This window comes from Roseovarius mucosus, assembly GCF_002080415.1.
GTDB lineage: Bacteria > Pseudomonadota > Alphaproteobacteria > Rhodobacterales > Rhodobacteraceae > Roseovarius > Roseovarius mucosus_A.
The window spans coordinates 3850214-3869213 of record NZ_CP020474.1 but is presented as its reverse complement, the minus strand read 5'-3'; the positions used below and the strand labels follow the sequence as shown (position 1 = coordinate 3869213).

The 19000-nt window shown below is 61.6% G+C and carries 20 protein-coding genes; 16 read left to right on the top strand and 4 right to left on the bottom strand.

Annotation, left to right across the window (positions count from 1 at the left end):
- The first annotated feature begins 3 nt into the window (after positions 1-3).
- Together ROSMUCSMR3_RS18520 and ROSMUCSMR3_RS18515 are read left to right on the top strand one after the other, a co-directional pair.
- Positions 4-879, top strand: coding sequence for a dioxygenase (locus tag ROSMUCSMR3_RS18520; protein ID WP_008281990.1), 876 nt, complete (start codon positions 4-6; stop codon positions 877-879).
- A 97-nt stretch (positions 880-976) separates the two neighbouring features.
- On the top strand, positions 977-1867 hold the full coding sequence (locus ROSMUCSMR3_RS18515; protein ID WP_081508320.1) for a LysR family transcriptional regulator: 891 nt from the start codon (positions 977-979) through the stop codon (positions 1865-1867).
- 156 nt (positions 1868-2023) lie between these two features.
- On the opposite strand, the gene ROSMUCSMR3_RS18510 is transcribed toward ROSMUCSMR3_RS18515, so the two are convergent.
- The 3 genes from ROSMUCSMR3_RS18510 to ROSMUCSMR3_RS18500 all read right to left on the bottom strand — a co-directional run bounded on the left by ROSMUCSMR3_RS18510 (position 2024) and on the right by ROSMUCSMR3_RS18500 (position 4324).
- Entirely contained in the window at positions 2024-2290 is a 267-nt protein-coding gene (locus tag ROSMUCSMR3_RS18510; RefSeq protein WP_081508319.1) for a glycine zipper 2TM domain-containing protein, read from the bottom strand.
- Between the two features lie 103 nt (positions 2291-2393).
- Positions 2394-3299 carry a DMT family transporter gene (locus tag ROSMUCSMR3_RS18505; RefSeq protein ID WP_008281987.1) on the bottom strand — a complete coding sequence of 302 codons (906 nt, stop codon included), beginning with the start codon at positions 3297-3299 and terminating at the stop codon, positions 2394-2396.
- On the bottom strand, positions 3296-4324 hold the full coding sequence (locus tag ROSMUCSMR3_RS18500; protein ID WP_008281986.1) for a DMT family transporter: 1029 nt from the start codon (positions 4322-4324) through the stop codon (positions 3296-3298). Before ROSMUCSMR3_RS18500 ends, ROSMUCSMR3_RS18505 begins: the two co-directional genes overlap by 4 nt.
- Before the next feature lie 325 nt (positions 4325-4649).
- Between ROSMUCSMR3_RS18500 and ROSMUCSMR3_RS18495 the strand changes: the two genes are divergently transcribed.
- From ROSMUCSMR3_RS18495 to ROSMUCSMR3_RS18460, 8 genes are all read left to right on the top strand, one after another.
- Positions 4650-5960 (top strand): helix-turn-helix domain-containing protein, encoded by a 1311-nt coding sequence (locus ROSMUCSMR3_RS18495; RefSeq protein WP_008281985.1) that lies wholly within the window; start codon positions 4650-4652, stop codon positions 5958-5960.
- 69 nt (positions 5961-6029) lie between these two features.
- The gene (locus tag ROSMUCSMR3_RS18490; RefSeq protein WP_008281984.1) at positions 6030-6398 is read left to right on the top strand and encodes a response regulator transcription factor; all 369 of its coding nucleotides are present in this window, start codon (positions 6030-6032) and stop codon (positions 6396-6398) included.
- Positions 6395-6661: a hypothetical protein gene (locus ROSMUCSMR3_RS18485; RefSeq protein WP_008281983.1), complete on the top strand. Its 267-nt coding sequence runs from the start codon at positions 6395-6397 to the stop codon at positions 6659-6661. The genes ROSMUCSMR3_RS18490 and ROSMUCSMR3_RS18485 overlap by 4 nt, the downstream gene beginning before the upstream one ends.
- Positions 6662-9346: a sensor histidine kinase gene (locus ROSMUCSMR3_RS18480; RefSeq protein WP_081508318.1), complete on the top strand. Its 2685-nt coding sequence runs from the start codon at positions 6662-6664 to the stop codon at positions 9344-9346.
- 78 nt (positions 9347-9424) lie between these two features.
- Positions 9425-10429, top strand: coding sequence for a FliM/FliN family flagellar motor switch protein (locus ROSMUCSMR3_RS18475; RefSeq protein ID WP_081508317.1), 1005 nt, complete (start codon positions 9425-9427; stop codon positions 10427-10429).
- Positions 10430-10525: 96 nt separating this feature from the next.
- The gene (locus tag ROSMUCSMR3_RS18470) at positions 10526-10852 is read left to right on the top strand and encodes a TraR/DksA family transcriptional regulator (RefSeq protein WP_008281980.1); all 327 of its coding nucleotides are present in this window, start codon (positions 10526-10528) and stop codon (positions 10850-10852) included.
- 90 nt (positions 10853-10942) lie between these two features.
- Positions 10943-11152, top strand: a complete 210-nt coding sequence (locus ROSMUCSMR3_RS18465) for a hypothetical protein (protein WP_237183483.1) — start codon at positions 10943-10945, stop codon at positions 11150-11152.
- Positions 11153-11238: 86 nt separating this feature from the next.
- Positions 11239-13203, top strand: coding sequence for an enoyl-CoA hydratase-related protein (locus ROSMUCSMR3_RS18460; RefSeq protein WP_081508315.1), 1965 nt, complete (start codon positions 11239-11241; stop codon positions 13201-13203).
- Between the two features lie 5 nt (positions 13204-13208).
- Here ROSMUCSMR3_RS18460 and ROSMUCSMR3_RS18455 read toward each other — a convergent pair whose 3' ends face one another.
- Positions 13209-13424 (bottom strand): hypothetical protein, encoded by a 216-nt coding sequence (locus tag ROSMUCSMR3_RS18455; RefSeq protein ID WP_008281977.1) that lies wholly within the window; start codon positions 13422-13424, stop codon positions 13209-13211.
- A gap of 134 nt (positions 13425-13558) precedes the next feature.
- On the opposite strand from ROSMUCSMR3_RS18455, the gene ROSMUCSMR3_RS18450 reads away from it, so the two are divergent.
- The 6 genes from ROSMUCSMR3_RS18450 (at position 13559) to benD (ending at position 18990) form a co-directional block, all read left to right on the top strand.
- The gene (locus tag ROSMUCSMR3_RS18450; protein WP_008281976.1) at positions 13559-13819 is read left to right on the top strand and encodes a DUF2312 domain-containing protein; all 261 of its coding nucleotides are present in this window, start codon (positions 13559-13561) and stop codon (positions 13817-13819) included.
- 189 nt (positions 13820-14008) lie between these two features.
- A complete protein-coding gene (locus tag ROSMUCSMR3_RS18445) occupies positions 14009-15166 on the top strand; it encodes a muconate cycloisomerase family protein (protein WP_198385552.1) in 1158 nt (385 codons plus the stop codon).
- 40 nt (positions 15167-15206) lie between these two features.
- A complete protein-coding gene (benA, locus tag ROSMUCSMR3_RS18440; protein ID WP_081508313.1) occupies positions 15207-16595 on the top strand; it encodes a benzoate 1,2-dioxygenase large subunit in 1389 nt (462 codons plus the stop codon).
- A gap of 12 nt (positions 16596-16607) precedes the next feature.
- Positions 16608-17135: a benzoate 1,2-dioxygenase small subunit gene (gene benB, locus ROSMUCSMR3_RS18435; protein WP_081508312.1), complete on the top strand. Its 528-nt coding sequence runs from the start codon at positions 16608-16610 to the stop codon at positions 17133-17135.
- A 56-nt stretch (positions 17136-17191) separates the two neighbouring features.
- Positions 17192-18214 carry a benzoate 1,2-dioxygenase electron transfer component BenC gene (gene benC, locus ROSMUCSMR3_RS18430; RefSeq protein ID WP_081508311.1) on the top strand — a complete coding sequence of 341 codons (1023 nt, stop codon included), beginning with the start codon at positions 17192-17194 and terminating at the stop codon, positions 18212-18214.
- Positions 18211-18990: a benzoate diol dehydrogenase BenD gene (gene benD / locus ROSMUCSMR3_RS18425; RefSeq protein WP_081508310.1), complete on the top strand. Its 780-nt coding sequence runs from the start codon at positions 18211-18213 to the stop codon at positions 18988-18990. Before benC ends, benD begins: the two co-directional genes overlap by 4 nt.
- Positions 18991-19000: the final 10 nt, after the last annotated feature.

The window sequence follows — 19000 nt, the reverse complement described above, 5'->3', positions numbered from 1 at the left end:
CCCATGGGAATCGTAAATCTGGAGAACATCACCGATGTGGTGATCGCAAGCCTCGGCAAGCACGGTGAGATCACTGAGCGTCAGCGCGACATCATGACCGCGCTCATTCGCCACCTGCACGCCTTTTGCAAGGATGTGAACCTGCAACACGGCGAGTTTCTTGAGGGCTGCGAATACCTCAAGCGCGCAGGCCAGACCTGCGACGAGAACCGGCAGGAATTCATCCTTTTGGGCGATATTCTCGGCGTCGAAGTGCTGGTGGACATGCTGTCCAACCCGATTGACGGCCCCGAGAGCGAGTCGACCGTGCTGGGGCCGTTTTACCGCGAGAATCCACCTGTGCTGCCCAAGGGGGCATCGACCATCCAGAAACATTACGACACCGAGGAAACCGCCTATTTCGAGGGCTATATCCGCGACGCAGCAGGCAACGGCATTGCCGGTGTCACGCTTGATGTCTGGGAAGATGCGCCCAATGGCATCTACGAAAACCTCGATCCCGATCAACCGGAATACAACCTGCGCGGCCGGTTCGAGACCGATGAGAATGGTCACTACGCCTTTGTCGCCGTGCGCCCCGTGCCCTATCCGATCCCCGATACGGAAACGGCGGGCGAATTGCTGCGCTACATGGGCCATCATCCCTACCGCCCCGGACATATGCATTTCATCATCTCGAAAGACGGATATCGTCAGTTGATCAGCCAAATCTATGACGGTGACAGCAAATGGCTGGATGATGACAGCGTGTTCGCAGTCAAGGACAGCCTGATCGGCAAGTTCAAACCGGCCCCCAAAGAGCTTGGCACAGACCTGCATTTCGAATTCGACTTTGTGCTCAAGGCAGACGCTGCGGCGCAGGCCGTGGCCGCCGAATAACCCACCCTCCCTGCCTGGAACTTCAAGGCCCCCGTCACGCGGGGGCTTTTTTTATGCCCGCAACAGGCTAGGCTAGTTTTTGGGGCTGGAGGGTGCCATGAATTTCAAGCAACTAACCTATTTCATAGCGGTGGCAGAAGAGTTGCACTTTGGCCGCGCCGCGGAACGGCTCGACATGGCGCAGCCGCCGCTTAGTCGCCAGATCAAACAGATCGAAGAAGAGTTGGGCGCGATCCTGTTCAACCGGGGCCGCAGTGCCATCAGCCTGACACAGGCCGGCGAGCGCTTGCTCGAACGCGGGCGGTCGATACTTGCACAGCTCGAGGATACCAAACTTGAAGTGCGCCGATTAGGTCAAGGGGCAGAGGGGCGGCTGCGTGTCGGGTTTGTTGGATCGGCCACCTTTGGCATCCTGCCAACCATCATCAAATCCTTTCGCGCCAATTATCCCGAGGTCAATCTGAGCCTTAACCCGATGAACAACGCGCAGCTGCATCGCGCGCTTGTCTCGCGCGAGCTTGACGTGGCCTTTGCCCGGCCAGCGCTGCGCGATCCGGAATTCGTTACCAAGGAATTGATGGAGGAAAAGCTGATCTTGGCCCTGCCCGATACGGTCGACACCGGCGGTCGCACCGTGGCCAAGCTGGAGCGGCTTGAGACGCATAATCTTGTGCTTTACCCCGAACACCCCCGGCCCAGCTATGCCGACTTTGTGCTCAAGGCTATTGAGGGCGCAGGGTTCACCGCCCCTCTGCGCCTGTGGTGCATGGATTTGCAAACAGCACTCAGCCTAGTGGCGATTGGCGAGGGCGTGTGCATCGTGCCGGAATCGGTCTCGACCGCGCCGCGCAAGGGCATGAAGTTTCTGCGCATTGAGCCAGAGATTGCCCGCACCAGCCTATCAGTCAATCACCGCCTCGACGAACAGGGCGTGCATGTGCACAACTTTGTCAAAATCGCTCAGCGCGTGGCCCGCAAGCAGTTTTAAGGCGTGTTGCGCTCGACCGAAACCGCACATGCCCCGGGCTTGGCCCGGGACCTCGCCGAGGGGGCGTGGGGGCCCCGGCTCGGGGGCCGGGGCGATGTGACCCCGGTCAGGCGTCACAATCTCTACGCGGGGGCAGAACGCCGGCCGCCTCGGTTGTTAACACGGCACCGTGCGATAGGTGCCGTCGCCGTTGGAATAGGCGCATTGATTGCGCGCGGTGTTGCGCGCCACCAACGTGCCCGCCGCCGCCCCAGCGAGCGCCGAGACGACAGTCCAGCCGGAATCGGCATCAAAGGCCGAGGCGAGCAAGGCACCACCAGCGGCACCCGCGGCACCGCCGACCAGTTCGCGGTCACTGACGCCCTCCATGCAGCCTGCCAAGGCAAGGCTGGTGACGCTGGCAAGAATGAGACTGCGGTTCATGTTCTTTCCCTTTCCGTTCTTGGTTCAAACACATTGTCCAAGATAACGCAGGGGGATGGGTTTTGTTCCATCGGACGAACCCGTATCGGCAGCGGATTGCCGATCAGAGCATGGGTGGCGGCGGCCTGCGCCGCGCCCCGGACAAGGCATTACCTGCGATCGCCCCCAAAAGGATCGTTCCACCGATCAAAGTGTTGGTTGTCGCCGTCTCGCCCAGTATCAGCCAGACCCAGACCGGCCCCAGCACCACCTCGGCCAGCGACAAAAGCGTGAGTTCGGCGGCAGGCACTGTGCGCGAGCCAATCGTGTAAAGGATCAGCCCAAGCCCCACCTGAAACACCCCCATACCCAGTGAAAGCGCCGTATCCGCACTGGATATCCGCAGCGATAACCCCAGCCAGAAACAAATCGCCGCCATGAGCGCCATGCCGAAAAGCCCCGAGAGAAAGATCGCCGGCATCATCTCGGTTGCCTTGCCCCATCGCAGGGTGATGGTGAAGGTCGCAAACCCTACTGCCGATCCGATGGCGGCCAGATTGCCCACAAGCGCCGCTCCCCCGAACTTGTCCCAAACCATGACCGCAATGCCACAGGCCGCCACCACGATAGCCACCCAAGTTTGCGGGCGCACATATTCGCGCAGGACCACCCGTCCGAGGATCGCAGCCAAAAGCGGCGAGCAAGCAAAGAGCATCATCGCATTGGCGACAGAGGTGGTCTGAATGGCAAAGATTGCGCCGGTATAGGCCGCCACCAGCGACAGCCCACCAATCACCCCCGGCCAGCCCATCTGTAGCGCAAGACGCAGTGCATCTTGCCCCGTGCGCAATCGGATCACCACATAGAGCAGCAGGGTCATCGACGCGGAGCGGTAAAACAGAATTTGCCAGACCTGTGCTTCGTCAATCAAGCGAATGCCCAAGCCAACGGTAGACCAGACCAGCCCTGCAAGAAAAACAAGGACATAGCCACGCATATCGCGTTCAGGTTGGATCGTGACAGTGGTCATCGGCTGGTTTCTTCCTCGGGAATTTGCGGCGGCAGAGGGCTGCCGGGGGCAAAGATCGCCTCGGCCGTGACCGGCGTGGCATCACTATGACGCGAGGCTCGTAGTTCGCGCCATCCAAGGTACAGACCAGAGGCGGTGATGATCACCATGCCTGCCAGCGTATTCAGCGCGGGCACTTCATCCCAGAGCACATAGGCCAGCAGGGCGGCAAAGGGCAGATAGGTATAGTCAAACGGTGCGACGAGGCTGGCATTCGCCACCTGATAGGCGCGCGAGACAAGCGTGTAGGCCGCCATCCCGATGGCCCCCAACAGCGCAAGACGCGGCAGGTCGTCCAACGCCTGCGGCGGCATCTCCCAGCGCAGGTGATAGGTCGCCGGGGTGATCTCGATCACCTGATTGACCAGCCAGCCCATGGGCAGGATCAAGAGCCCCGCAAAGGTCAGGGTATAAAGCCCCACCGTAAGCGTGCTTTCCCGGTCGCCGATCTGGCGTGCGATGATCTGAGAAATTGCGTAGGTCACGGCGCACAGAAGCGGCAGGATCGCAACAAGGGAAAAGTTCTCGCCCGTTGGATTCATCGCGATGAGCACACCCACAAACCCCGCCACCAAGGCGACCCCGCGATGCCAGCCGATGGTTTCGCGCAAGAACACCGCCGCGAATAGCGCGGTGATAAGCGGCGCAGAGAAAAAGATCGTGCTGACCTCGGCCAGGCCCATGAACGGGAAAGCCGCATAGAACATCGAAAATCCCGAGGCAAAAAGGAACGCACGGATCAGATGCAATGGCCAAAGAGGCGTCAGCAGGCGATGCGGCTTGCCCAACCATAGAATGAGCGGTGTCATCACGAGAAGTGTCACGATGGAGCGCACGAAAATCAGCAGCCATACCGGATAGATCGTCAGCAGCGTTTTCATCATGGCGTCCTGCCCGACAAAGAGCAGCATGGCGATCTCGACGCAGAGTATCCCTTGCAGCGCGCGCGACGGCGCGGGGGCGGGCTGAGCCGAAAGCGTGGCCATGGGGTTCCATTTCTAGGCTGTTGGCACGAGGCCACTTTTCTGCAGGCTGAGAGGATCGGAACCGACTGTCGCGTCAATTTGCGACGTGAATGCGTAAAAACAGAGCAACCCGTTGCCAGAGCCGACACGGCGGATGAGGCGGTACCACAGCGGTTTGGACGGGATGTCTTGCAGGAAAGACCGCCTGCAGATAAACGCGAAACAATCTTGCGCAAAGCAAATATCTTATGGAATAAACGGCCTGTAAACTTATAGACAAATGCCGTGCGCCTATTGTAAAAAAATTCTCGCACCATCCCTTCTTCCCCGAAAAAGGACAGGCCAGATGCCGGACCGGCTCATGATCGGCACCAGAATCCGCGAGCGGCGGGTTCTGAACGGCATGCGGCAATCCGATCTGGCGCAGAGGGCCGGGATTTCGCCGTCTTACCTCAACCTGATCGAACACAATCACCGCCGGATCGGGGGCAAGACTCTGCTCAAGCTGGCAGAGGCGCTCAAGGTTGAACCGTCACAACTGACCCAAGGCGCTGAGGCCACGCTGATTTCCGGGCTACGCGAAGCGGCGGGCAAGCCCCGCAACGATGGGCCAGAACTGGACCGAACCGAGGAATTCGCCGGGCGCTATCCCGGTTGGGCCAGTCTCTTGAGCGATCTGCATCGGCGCACGCAGACGCTGGAGCGCACCATCGAGACCCTGACCGACCGGCTGGCGCATGATCCTTTTCTTGCGGATTCCCTGCACGAGGTGATTTCGGCCGTGACGGCCATTCGCGCCACGTCCTCGATCCTCGTGGAAACCGAGGCGATTGAGCCGGAATGGCAGGCGCGATTTCACCGCAACATCAACGAGGACAGCGCCCGCCTGACCGAAGGCGCGCAAGCGTTGGTGCGGTATCTCGAGGCGGCCCCCAATACCGAGGCGGAATTGACCTCGCCGCAGGACGAGATGCACGCCTATCTTGCAGCGCGCGGCTATCACCTGCCCGAACTGGAACGCGAAATGGCGGGGCCGCGGGATGTGGCGCGTTTGATCGACGCCGCCGCATCCGAGGGCATGTCGAGCCCAGCCCAAAACCTGACGCGCGAGGCGCTCTTGCGGTATATGGAGGATGCTGCAGCGCTTCCGCTTCGGGCGTTTCTGGCACGGGTCGCCACGCTCGGGCTGCGCCCCGACCGGTTGGCCGAGGCAACGGGCGCAGATATGGCGCGGGTGTTCCGGCGTCTGGCCAGCCTGCCGGAAACCGACGTCGGCGAAGTCGGGCTGGTGATTTGCGATGCCTCTGGCACGCTCACCTTCCGCAAGCCGATTGCCGGGTTTGCCACACCGCGTATGGCCGGTGCCTGCGCGCTCTGGCCGCTGTATCAGGTGCTGAGCCAACCACAGGTGCCCCTGCGCCTGCGCCTGCGACAGGCCGGACGCGGAGCCGAAGTGATCGAGGCCTTTGCCGTAGCCGCGCAGACCGGGCCTGCCGGTTTCGACCGCCCGCCCCTCATGCAGGCGTTGATGCTGATGCTGCCAGACCCCGGCGAGACAGGCGGCGCGGTGCGCCCGATTGGGGTGAGTTGCCGCATATGTCCACTGGCCGATTGCGCCGCACGACGCGAGCCGTCGATTGTCGCCGAAGGGATGTGACAGAATGGGCGCAGAGAAAATCAGACGCACGGCAGTGACCGCGCGCGCAACGGAGGGGAGGCCGGTTGCATGACGAAGAGGGTTCTGGTGATCGAGGACGAGCCGAACATCATCGAAGCTGTCAGCTTTATCCTCTCGCGGGATGGCTGGGAGGTAAAGACCCACGCCAATGGCCATGATGCGATGGACGCCGTGCGCGCCCGCGCGCCCGACCTCATCATTCTTGACGTGATGCTGCCCGGCAAAAGTGGCTTTGACATCCTTCAGGAAATCCGCGCCGATGCCGTCTATGGTGATACGCCGGTTCTGATGCTGACGGCGCGCGGCCAGACCAAGGATCGCGAGATGGCAGAGCGCGCCGGGGCCAGCCAATACATGACCAAGCCGTTCTCAAATGCCGATGTGCTGGCAGCGGTGCGGGCGCTGGTCGTGCCATGAGCGCCGAGCGCGGCCCGATGTTTCTGGCGCGGCGCACCTATCGGTTGCGGCGACTGTCAGACGCGGCGCGGATGCTGCCGATTGCCGGGGCGGTGCTGTTCTCGGTGCCGCTCTTGTGGGAAACCGAAGGGGTGCGCACCACGCGGGCCATGTTTTATATCTTTGGCCTTTGGATCGTGCTTGCCGTGATCGCAGGCGTGATTTCGGCGCGGCTGCGCCCAACGGACACCGAGGAAGACCCGAAGGGTTCACAGGAGCGCTAGATGACGACCTTGAACGTCCTCATCCTTGTTTGCATCCTCTACGTGGTCTTTCTCTTCGCCGTGGCCTTTGCTGCGGATCGCGCGGCGCTGCGTGGACGCGGAAGCTGGCTGCGGTCGCCCTATGTCTACACGTTGTCCCTGTCGATTTACTGCACGGCATGGACATTCTATGGCGCCGTCGGCTTTGCTGCACGCTCGGGGCTGGAGTTTGTGACAATCTATCTAGGGCCGACATTGATCATGATCGGCTGGTGGTGGACCCTGCGCAAGATGGTCCGCGTGGGCCGTAGCCAGCGGATCACGTCAATCGCTGATCTGATATCTTCGCGCTACGGCAAGTCCAACCTGCTTGCGGTGATTGTAACGGTTCTCGCGGTGATCGGCACGACGCCCTATATCGCGCTGCAGTTACAATCCGTCACCCTCTCCTTCGCGGCGTTTGCCGAAACCGATCTCACCGCCACAACCCTGCCTGACATGCACTCCACAGCCCTTTGGGTGGCGGGGGGGCTGGCGCTGTTCACCATTCTCTTTGGCACGCGCAATCTGGATGCGAACGAGAGACATCATGGCGTGGTCATGGCCATCGCGCTTGAGGCGGTGGTCAAGCTCTGCGCGCTGTTGGCGGTAGGAATATTCGTAGTCTGGGGCCTGTCGGGCGGAGTGGCTGCAACGCTCGACCGGATTGATGCCTCGGCCATTGCCCACTTTGAAGTCTCGGGCAGTCGCTGGATTGGTCTGACGATGTTGTCGGCAGTGGCCTTCCTGTGCCTCCCTCGTATGTTTCAGGTGATGGTGGTCGAGAACGAGGACGAAGACCATTTACGCACCGCAGCATGGGCGTTTCCCACCTATCTCATGTTGATGAGTCTCTTTGTCGTGCCCATCGCTGCGGTGGGGCTGGAATTGATGCCTGAAGGAGCGAACCCCGATCTTTTCGTGCTGACATTGCCCTTGATGGACGGACGCGACGGGCTGGCGATCCTGTCGTTTCTGGGTGGCTTTTCCAGCGCCACCTCGATGGTGATCGTCGCGGCGATTGCGCTCTCGACCATGGTGTCAAACCATGTGGTGATGCCACTTTGGCTTTATTTTTCGGGCGGGGCGGCAATGGTGTCCGGGGACGTGCGCCACGTGGCACTTTTGGCCCGTCGGCTGAGCATCGCGGGTGTCGTTCTGCTGGGATATGTCTATTTCCGGCTCTCTGGGGGCGGAACCGCCCTAGCAGCGATTGGATTGATCGCTTTTGCGGGCGTGGCGCAATTCATGCCCGCGCTGATGGGGGGGCTTTTTTGGCGAGGGGCCACGCGCACGGGGGCCTTGGCGGGCCTTATCGTGGGGGCGGTGGTTTGGATCTACTGCCTTTTTCTGCCCAGCTTTGGCCCCTCAATGGTGCTGCCCCAGGTGGTATTTGACGAGGGTCTCTTTGGGCTGCACTGGCTGCGGCCCCGCGCGCTCTTTGGCTCTGAGGGGATGGACCCGGTGGTGCATGCGGTGCTGTGGTCACTGCTGCTCAACACCGCCGCCTTTGTCCTTGGCTCGCTGCTCAGCTTTCCTCAACCTGTGGAACGGTTGCAGGGGGCGCAATTCGTCAATGTGTTCGATCATTCAGGTACGCCCGGCGGCTGGACCGGCGGCATGGCGCAAAGCGAAGATCTGTTGATCATGGCACAGCGCATCATGGGGGCGACCGAAGCGCAGGCGCTATTTGCAGAAGCAGCGCAGCGGCAAGGCTTGGCAGGCTATCTGCCCGAACCCAGCCCCACATTTCTGCAAGAGCTGGAGCGCGAATTGTCAGGCTCTGTCGGGGCTGCCACGGCCCATGCGATGATCAGTCAGATCGTCGGCGGCGCCGCGGTCTCGGTGGAAGATCTGATGGCGGTCGCAGATGAAACCGCACAGATCATGGAATATTCCAGCCAGCTTGAGGCAAAATCACAGGAACTGGTCCGCACCGCGCGGCAACTGCGACAGGCCAACGAGAAACTGACGCAGCTTTCGGTGCAAAAGGACGGATTCCTAAGCCAGATCAGTCATGAGCTGCGCACGCCGATGACCTCGATCCGCGCATTCTCGGAAATTCTGCGCGATACCGGCGATCTTACCCCTGAGGAACAAAGCAAATATGCCTCGGTGATCCATGACGAGGCCGTGCGCCTGACCCGGCTCTTGGATGATCTTTTGGATCTGAGCGTGCTCGAAAACGGCCAAGTCGTGCTGCATGTGCAGACCGGTTCGCTGGCTGATCTGCTGGACCGGGCGGAACGCGCCGCCGGGGTGCAGGGTGGCACGCTTCGTGTCATGCGCGACCGCATGGCCGAGGCGGTGGCCCTGACCACAGATCTGGACCGGCTGGTGCAAGTATTCATCAATCTCATCGCCAATGCGCGCAAATATTGCGACGGGCAACCGCCGATTTTGACGATTCGTACGGCGGTCGTCGATGGGGAACTGGTGATCGACTTTACCGACAACGGATCAGGCATCGCCCCCGCACAACAGGCCGTGATTTTTGAGAAATTCTCGCGTATCGGCCAGCACAAAGCGGGCGGCGCGGGCCTTGGCCTTGCGATCTGCCGCGAGATTATGGCGCGGTTGGGGGGCGCGGTCAGCTATTTGCCCGGGCAAAAGGGCGCCGCATTCCGCGTGACCCTGCCACTGAGCGCCCGCATGGCAGCGCAATAGGCCAAAGTTTCTGCTCCGCTTAAATGAAATCGTAACCAAGCCTGCCTAGGGTCCACCCGAGAGCTTCAGAAAGGGGCGATGGCGCAGGGTATGGGATCGCAGGATCACAGTTCGGTCATTCAACGGATGGCGCAGGCCGCAAGAGACGGATCCGACAGCCGCCAGATGACACCGGTCAAGGCGCTGCGCCTGTCCTTGGCGCGTGCGGCAGATACGCTCTTTGGCCTTGGCCTGACTGTGGCCACGGTCGAACAGATGCGCGTACCGCTTGCCCACGTGGGGCGCAGCTTGGGTGACGCGGGGCTCTTGGTGCTGCTCGAGGGGGATGGGGGCGCACGCGGCGCGCTCTGTCTTGATTCGCAATTCCTCGCCGGGCTGATCGAGGTGCAGACCACCGGGTCCGTGCGCCCCGGATTGGCACGGCCGCGCGCCGCCACACGCACAGACGCGGCGATGGTCGCGCCGTTGATTGATGCAGTTTTAACCGAATTTGAAAGTCAGCTGGCGCAAGAGCACGACGCGCCGCCACCGCGCCGTTTTGGGTTTGGCGTCATGGTCGAGGATCTGCGCGGCCTCTCTCTCTTGTTGGTGGCCCCGGATTTCGAATTGCTACGCCTCACCGTCGATCTGGGACCGGGGGCAAAAACGGGGCGTCTTGATCTGCTCTTGCCCGTGATCGCGTCACCGGCGCGTGCCTCTTCGGGCAAGATCGCAAACACCAAGATCGAGGCCCCTGCAAATCTTGAACAGGTTGTGAACAACGCACCGGTCATGCTTGACGCTGTCATGGCCCGGTTGCGCCTGCCCTTACGCGACATTCTGGCGCTCAAACCCGGTGATCTTTTGCCCTTCCAGCGTGAGACGCTGAACGACACACAACTTGTCGGCACGCGCGGCCGTATCGTTGCCACGGCAGAGCTTGGACAGATGAACGGATTGCGAGCACTGCGCCTGATTTCGGGCGCAGCGGCACCCCTGCCACCTTCTATCGAAACCGAGCCGGAGCCTGTACCGACAGAGCCGCGTAGAGGCACCGATCTAATCCCCATCGAGAGCCAAGACCGGCCTCGGGAGACCATATGATCCGGCGCCATGACGCCGATCTGCCCCCCTCTTGACCTGTATCAATGACCAAAACATGGCCGTCTGATAGGATACTCAAAATCATGGAGGCTTCGGATGCTAGACACAGAACGATATCGGTTGGCCTTGATGGCGCGGCTCGGTGAGTTGGACAAACGCCTGCATGCCATTGAAGCAGAACTCGACTCGGCGAAATCCAAAGATTGGGACGATGCCGCGATCGAGCGCGAAGGTGACGAGGTGCTTGAGCATTTGGGTCATCAAGGCCAGGACGAAATCAGCCGAATCCGTGCGGCGCTTGATCGCATTCGCAAAGGTAGTTTCGGCACCTGCACCCGCTGTGAGGAAATGATCGCCGTCGAGCGTTTGGATGTTCTTCCAGAAGCACCGCTTTGTCGGGTCTGTGCCGCACAGGTTTCTTGATCCAGTCACGCAGTTGTTACGAGGTCTCTATACTATCGCCAACGACAGCAAAAACACGCTATAGTTGTAATTTCACCAGGGAGGATGATCATGACCAACACGCGCACCGAGCTTGACCGCCTTGAGCATCAGATTGGGCAGGCCAATCCCGACATCCGCCACAAACTGGAACCGCAATTGCGCCGGATGATCGCGCGCTTGCATGACGAAGGCATAGCCGTTCCGGACCAAACCAAGAGCCTGCACGAGATGCTGTTATGCGAGGCCATTGAGGCGCAGTTCGACAACATGCCGGTCTGAATCCGCCGCTTTTTCCCTCCTACGCTTGCGCATGGGGAAATTCCCCGTAGAACTTGTGCGTAGAAGCGTTTCAGGGGTGAGGCAGTGTGACAGGGCAAATACGCCAAGACTTGCGTAACGGGGTGGCGGTGCTGCTGCTGGATCGCCCCGTGGCCAATGCCCTATCGGCTGAATTGCGCGCAGAACTGGCGGGCGCATTGGATCACGCGGCAACCGCCGCTGAGGTGCGCGCCGTGGTTCTTGCGGGGTCTGGAAGCGGGTTTTCTTCGGGTGTCGATCTTACCGAATACGACGGGTCGCTGGCAGAGCCGTGGATTGACGCGCTTTGCACGCGGATCGAGGACTTTCCCAAGCCAGTGATCGCCGCGTTGCACGGGCCAACCTTTGGTGCGGGCTTGGCGCTCGCCTTGGCAGCGCACGCGCGTATCGCACAGGCCGAGGCGCGATTGGCGTCGCCTGAAATCACGCTTGGCATGGTGCCCGGAGGCGGCGTTACCCAACGATTGCCGCGCCTTTTGGGGGCGCAGGTGGCGCTTGAGGTGATGTTGGCGGGGCAGACCCTGCGCGCCACCGATCCGCGGCTGCGCCGCCTTTTTTCCCAAGTCACCGCCGATGATCCCCTGCCCGCCGCGGTCGACCTTGCCGGCAAGCTGGCCGACCAAGGCCACTGGCGTCGCAGCCAAGAGGCCACGCGCGGCCTGTCCGACCCGGCGGGCTATCAGCGTGCCATCGCCACGGTGGCTGAGCGGCTCAAGGGCCAGAACGGTGCCGCGTCGGATATCTTGCGCGCGGTCGAGGCGGCGCAGCTTTTGCCCTTTGCGCAGGGGTTAGCCTTTGAAGCGACGCTTTTTGAGGATCGTTTACGCAGCCCCGAAGCCCGCGCGCAGCGGCACATCTACGCCGCCGAACGCCGGGCCTCGGGCATGCCCGAGCGCGCGCAGGCAGCCATCCGCGACATAAGCCGGATCGCCCTCGCCGGGGCGCGGTTGGGGGATGTGGCGCTGCTATTGCTAGAGGGCGGCAAAGTGGTGCGCAGCGATGCGCCCGACCTGCGCGCCAGCGTGTCACGCGCGCTCGACGGATTGGTCACGCACGGCAAGATAGAGGCCGCCACCCGGGCTGCACATATCGCGCGGTTGACAAGCGGGATGGCACCCGTTGATCTGGCGCTCTGCACACGCGGCTCAGAGGTTGCCGACGAGACGCTTAGCGTGCCTCTCGATGACGGGCGGGGGTTGGCGGGCGCGCCGCTGGGGCTACGGCTTTACCGACCGGCGCAAACCTTGCGCCTTGCGGAACTGGCCGTGTCCGATACCGCCGATCCTGCGATTGCGGCCAGTCTCGCGCAGCTTTGCACCGGGCTGGGCGTGACACTCGTGCGCGCGGCGCAACCTGCGGCGGGACCGGGGCTGGGTCACATTCTCATGGGCGCGGTTTGCCTCGCGGGGCTGGAAATGGTCCGCCTTGGCCTGACGCCCCAGCGGGTAGATCAGGCGGCACAGCGCCTTGGATTTCGCGCCGGACCCTTCCTCATGATGGATTTTGACGGGCTGCCGGTGGTCGCGAACCGGCTGCGTGCGGTGGCGGAATGGCTTGGGTGCCCTGCCCCCGGCGCGGATGACCCTCTGGCCGAGCGGCTGGCCAAAGGGGCCGTGGGCCGGGCGGTTGGGCGCGGGTTCTATGACCACCCGAGCGAGGGCCCACGCCCGCCCAAAAACCTAGCCGGACCGGGGCGCGATCCGGCTGAGGTATTGGGCACGGTGGCCCCAAGACACGCCTTGCAAGCCGCATTGGTTGGGGCCGCGGTGCAGCTTTTGGCGCGCGGTGCGGTGCAACGCGCCTCGGATCTCGATGTTCTGATGGTGCGCGGCTATGGCTATGACCGCGCGCGCGGTGGGCCGTTGTTTGCCGCCGATCAGCGCGGAATGCTCGCGATGTTGCAGGATTTCAAGGCTCTGGCCAGGATGGACACCCCGCTCTGGCAGGTGCCGCCTATGGTGGTCGAGATGGTCAAGAACGGTGAGGGAATGTTTGGCCGACGTCACGACTGAGGCGATCACCCCAGAAGAATGCCCACCACGACCATCATCAGGCCGATCACGGACAAGAACAATGCGCCGGTATTGAGCGGCACGATCCGTTGCACCACAGCCCGCAAGTCATCATCCGAAAGACCAGCCTTGCGCGCGCGCCAAACCTTGACGATGCACCACATCAACGTGGCCAGACCAGCCAGCGACAGGGCGGCCCCAGACCAGATCATATACTCCATCGCCACCTCCTTCACATGATATCGCCCCGGCGCTAGAGCAATTTTTCCGCCATTGCAAGCCGCGCCGCAGATGACCCTTGCACCGCATCCGGCACAGCGTTAGTCAGAAACCCCAACCGACCGGAGATCAGGCCATGGATGATATGAATTCTGACAGCAACTACCGCGTTACTGCCGATGAGTTGCGCCAGTTCATCGAGCGGTTCGAGCGGCTAGAGGCCGAAAAAAAAGACATCGCCGACCAGCAAAAGGAAGTGATGGCCGAGGCCAAAGGGCGCGGCTATGACACCAAGGTCATGCGCAAGGTGATTGCCCTGCGCAAACGCGACAAGGACGACATCGCCGAAGAAGAAGCCGTGCTTGAGATGTATAAAGAAGCGCTTGGGATGATGTGACCCCGCGCCATCCGCTGATTCAGTCAGAAGGCGTGCCCCAGTGGCGCGCCTTTCGTCTTTTTGGCAGGTCCGTGGCGCTCTGATAGGTTCCGGCAACCCTTCGGTTCGGGTATCACCCAAGACCCGCAGCATCATCGACTTGATGCCCCACCACAGGCAATTTGCACCTCAATGCAATACTGACATGTGGTGAACGCCGTGACCAAGATCGACCAGATCGAAACGATGATCCTCGATATTCCGACCATCCGGGGGCATGTCCTGTCGATGGCAACGATGCGGGTGCAGACCGCCGTTCTGGTGCGGATGCGGTTCTCGGATGGCTCCGAGGGGATCGGCGAAGGCACCACCATCGGCGGGCTGACCTATGGCCCCGAAAGCCCAGAGAGCATCCAATCCGCGATTGATACCTATATCACCCCCGCGCTTTTGGGCCGGTCGGCGGATGATGTAAACGGTGCCCTCCAATTGGTCGACCATCTGGTCAAGGGCAATCGGATCGCCAAGGCGGCGGTGGAAATCGCGCTTTGGGACGGGCTTGGCAAGCGTTTGGGCGTCTCTGTCGCGCAGCTTTTCGGGGGCGCGGTGCATAGCCGTTTGCCTGTGGCCTGGACGCTGGCCTCTGGCAATTCCGAAACCGATATCGCCGAGGCACAAGAGATGATCGCCGCGCGCCGCCACAACATCTTCAAGCTCAAGATCGGCAAGCGCGCCGTCGCCGAGGATGTGGCGCATGTGGCACGGATCAAGGCCGCCGTGGGCGACGCCGCCAGCATCCGCGTCGATGTGAATCAGGCGTGGTCGTTGCAGGATGCCCGCTGGGGCCTCAGGGGCCTTCAGGATGTGGGCTGCGAATTGGTCGAACAGCCAGTGCGCGCGCGGTATCTCAATGCGCTGCGCGAATTGACCCGCGCTCACGAGATTGCGGTGATGGCCGATGAGGCGCTGAACGGGCCCGAGGATGCCGTCAGCATCGTGGCACGGGGTGCTGCGGATGTCTTTGCCGTCAAAGTGGCGCAATCGGGCGGGATCAAACGCGCGTCCGAGGTGGTGGCGATTGGGCAGGCGGCGGGACTGGGCCTTTATGCCGGGACCATGCTGGAAACCGGGCTTGGCACAGCCGCTGCGCTGCAACTCTTTGCCGGGATTGAGGACTTGCGGTGGGGATCCGAGCTTTTTGGCCCCCTGCTTCTGACCGAGGATATTCTGGCCACCCCTATCGTCTATCGGGATTTCACCGTCGAGGTGCCGCAGGGCGCAGGCCTGGGCGTGTCGCTCGACCCCGACAAGATCGACTTTTTCCGCCGCGACCGCGCGCGGAGCCTAAAAACCGTGGCCGGTGAATAACTGGCCCAAGACCCAAGACATTTCCGGAGGAGGAAAGACCATGTTTACCCAATCCAATCTCGACGAACTGGAAGGCCGTCTTGACGGCATCGTGCAAGAGGATGCCGAGGCGGGGATTTTCCGCGCGCGGCGCGACATGTTCACCGATGAGGAACTGTTCGAGCTTGAGATCAAGCATATCTTTGAGGGCAACTGGATTTATATGGCGCATGAGAGCCAGATCCCCAATCCCGGCGATTATTTCACCCTGCACATGGGCCGCACGCCGGTCGTGATCACGCGCGACAAGGACGGCAATCTGAATGCGTTGGTCAATGCCTGCTCGCATCGCGGCGCGCAGCTTTGTCGGTTCAAGCGGCGCAACCAAAAGACCTTTACTTGCCCGTTCCACGGCTGGACCTTTTCCAACACCGGCAAGCTCTTGAAGGTCAAAGACCCGAATGGCGCGGGCTACCCCGAGCAATTCAACAAAGACGGCAGCCATGATCTGACCAAAGTGGCCCGGTTCGAGAATTATCGTGGCTTCCTCTTTGGCTCGCTCAATGCCGATGTGGCCCCGCTGGAAGAGTATCTCGGTGAGGCGCGCAAGATGATCGACATGGTTGTCGATCAATCCGACGAGGGGCTCGAGGTGCTGCGCGGATCGTCCACCTATACGTTTGACGGCAACTGGAAATTGCAGGCCGAGAATGGCGCTGATGGCTATCACGTCTCGGCGGTGCATTGGAATTACGTGGCCACCACCTCGCACCGCACGGCGGATGGCAAGGAAGACAAGATCAAAGCAACCGACGCCAGCAAATGGGCCAAGCAGAAGGGCGGCTTTCATTCCTATGTGAATGGGCACCTCCTCTTGTGGACCACATGGGCCGACTCGACCAACCGGCCCAACTATCCGCGTCTTGCCGAATGGACCGAGAAATATGGGGCCACCAAGGCCGAATGGATGGTGGGCGTGCTGCGCAATCTCTGCCTCTATCCCAACGTGTTCCTGATGGATCAGTTCAGCAGCCAGATCCGGGTGTTTCGTCCGATCAGCGTGGATAAGACCGAAGTCACGATCTATTGCATCGCCCCCAAAGGCGAGAGCCAAGACTCGCGCTCGCGCCGCATTCGCCAGTATGAGGATTTCTTCAACGCCTCCGGCATGGCGACGCCCGACGACACCGAGGAATTCCGCGCCACGCAACGTGGTTATGCCGGTGCCGCCCATGCCAAGTGGAATGACATTTGCCGAGGCGCGACCCAGTGGATTCACGGCCCAGATGAGGATGCCAAGGCGCTTGGTGTGAACCCGATCCTGTCGGGGGCCCGCACCGAGGATGAGGGATTGTTCGTGATCCAGCACAAGCAATGGTCCGAGCGCATGGCGCAGGCCATCACCAAGGAACGCGAAACCGCCCCCGGCAGCGCCGTTGCGGCAGAGTGAGGAGAGATGACCATGACCACCGCAACGCTAGACCGCCAGAGCACCGAGGCCACCATGAACTATGAGGAAATCCAAGCCTTTCTCTACGCCGAGGCGCGCGCGCTTGATGATCGCGACTGGGACAATTGGCTGACGTTCTACCATGCCGATTGCCCGTTCTGGATGCCCGCCTGGGATGATGAGGATCTCCTGACCGAAGACCCGCAAAACGAGATGTCGCTGATCTATTATCCCGACCGCTCGGGCATCGAGGATCGCGTGTTCCGCATTCAGACAGATCGGTCTTCGGCCACCTCGCTGCCAGAGCCGCGCACCAATCACAACCTTGCCAATATCGAGGTGCTGAGCCGCGAGGCAGGCACGATCACGCTGCGCTTTAACTGGCACACGCTGACCTATCGCTATGGCAAGACCGATCAACACTGGGGCACGTCCTATTACACGATTGATGTAACAGGGAAAAACCCGCTGATCACCGATAAGAAGGTCGTGCTCAAGAACGACCAGATCCACCATGTGATCGACGTTTACCACATCTGAGGCCAAGACCGGCGCGTGCCCGATGGGGACGCGCCACAAGAGGGGAGGAGCCCGCCATGACCAGCTATAATATCGCCCTGAATTTCGAGGATGGCGTGACCCGTGTCATTCAATGCGAGGATGACGAGAAAGTCACCGAAGCCGCGTTTCGGCAAAAGATCAACATTCCGATGGATTGCCGTGACGGGGTGTGTGGCACCTGCAAATGCTTTGCCGAAAAGGGCAAATATGAGCTGGAATTCTACCTCGACGAGGCGATGACCGAGGATGAGGCGGCTGAAGGCTATGTGCTGACCTGTCAGATGATGCCGCAGAGCGATTGCGTGATCCGGGTGCCTGCCTCCTCTGCCATGTGCAAGACCGCGCCCGAGGCGATATCGGCAGAGGTGTTGGGCGTTGACCGCTTGTCCGAGACCTCCTTTGGCCTGCGCGTCAAACTGGCCAAGCCGATGGGCTTTCTGCCCGGTCAATATGTCAATATCTCCGTGCCCGGCACCGAGGCGCACCGCTCGTATTCCTTTTCCTCTGCCCCCGGCGCGCACGAGGCCACATTCCTCATTCGCAACATTCCGGGCGGGCTGATGAGCCGCTATTTGGGCGAACGCGCCACGGCTGGCGATGCCGTCACGCTGACCGGGCCGATGGGGGCGTTTTACCTGCGGCCCATTGAGCGCCCGCAGCTGTGGTTGGCGGGTGGCACTGGCTTGGCACCCTTCCTGTCGATGCTGGAACAGGTGGCCGTGCAGGGCTCGGATCAGCCGATCACGCTCTACTACGCCGTAACCCGTGCCGCCGATCTTGTTGAACTCGACCGTGTCATGGCCTTGGCCGAGGCTATTGGCAACGTGACCGTGATCACGGTGCTGGCCGATCAAAACGAAGAGCACGCGCGCAAGGGATTTGTCACCGATCACGTGACGGCAGAGGATCTGAATGGCGGCGATTGCGATGTCTATCTCTGCGGTCCGCCCCCGATGGTGGACGCGGTGCGCGCGCATTTCGCACAACTGGGTGTCACACCCGCCGCGTTCCATTTCGAAAAATTCAACCCGACCGAGACAGAGGCCGCCGCCGCATGACACCGCGTTTTGCAGATAAGGTGATGGTCGTCACCGGCGCGGCCCAAGGGATCGGTCGCCGGGTGGCCGAACGCGCCGCCGCCGAAGGCGCGCGAGTGCTGGTCGTGGACCGCTCAGAGCATCGCGACACGGTGGTTACAGCGATCCGTGACGCAGGCGGCGAAGCCCAAGCGCTCAACGTCGATCTGGAAACATGGGAAGGCTGCGACGCGGCCATGGCGGCGGCGATTGATATCTGGGGTCGGATCGACATTCTGATCAACAACGTGGGCGGCACCATCTGGGCGAAACCCTATGAGCATTATGCGCCCCATGAGATTGACGCCGAGGTGCGCCGCTCGCTCTTTCCGACGCTCTATTGCTGCCGGGCGGCGATCGAGCGGATGTTGCCGCAGGGATCGGGCGTGATCGTCAATGTCTCGTCGATTGCCACACGTGGCCTCAACCGCGTGCCTTATGCGGCGGCCAAGGGTGGGGTGAATGCGATCACCGCCAGCCTTGCCTGGGAAGTGGGGGAACGCGGCATTCGCGTGGTCGCCACCGCGCCGGGGGGCACAGAGGCCCCGCTACGCGTGGTGCCGCGCAACCCCAATGCCGCCGAAGAACAGCGCGAAGACTGGTATCAGACCATCGTCGATCAGACGATCCAATCGAGCCTGATGAAACGCTACGGAACACTCGACGAACAGGCAGGCCCGATCCTGTTTCTGGCGTCGGATGAGGCCTCTTACATCACCGGCGTCACAGTGCCGGTGGGCGGGGGCGATCTTGGATAGGCCCTGAGGA